The organism is Cupriavidus sp. 05N40, from assembly GCF_056397305.1.
Window position 1 is genome coordinate 1 of the sequence record NZ_JBFTND010000459.1, and the last position, 610, is coordinate 610.

The 610-nt window shown below is 73.6% G+C and carries 1 protein-coding gene; it reads left to right on the forward strand.

Features of this window, described 5'->3' with window-relative positions:
* Positions 1-67 precede the first annotated feature (67 nt).
* Positions 68-610: GntR family transcriptional regulator (locus AC1DO7_RS41440; protein ID WP_477117596.1), on the forward strand; the 543-nt coding region annotated here is incomplete at its 3' end.

Genomic DNA, 610 nt, shown 5'->3' on the forward strand with positions numbered 1-610 from the left:
CCTATAGATGACTAGATCTCCGATGACGGCCTCGATGCCAGCGCGGAAATCCGACACGGAGACATGCATGCCAAGCGGTTCCCCCTCCCCCATCCCGGCGGCAGCCGACGCCCCCGATTCGGCCGCCAGCCTCGCGGCACCCCGCTGGGCCCGCATCGCTACCGCGCTGCGGGGCCGGATCCTGGCCGGCGAATGGGCCTCGGGCACCGCCATCGCGGCGGAGAGCGCGCTGGCCGAGCACTACGGCGTGGCGCTGGGCACCATGCGCGCCGCCATCCAGGCGCTGGTGGACCAGGGCCTGCTCGAACGCGTGCACGGCCGCGGCACTTTCGTGCGGGGCGCGCTCGCGGGCGCCACCATGGCGCGCTTCTTCCGCTTCGGCGACGCCGGCTCGGAGATCCCGGAATCGCGCATCGTGTCGGTGCGCGCGCTGGCCGCGCCGGCCGAGGTCGCCATCCAGCTCGGCCTGGCCAGCGGCACGCAGGTGCTGCGCATGACGCGCCAGCGCGGCTGGGAAGGCAAGGTCCGCCTGCTTGAGACGATCTGGCTGCCCGCGGCGCTGTTCGACGGCCTTGCCGCGCTCAAGCCGGCCGAGTTCGCGCCCCTGCTG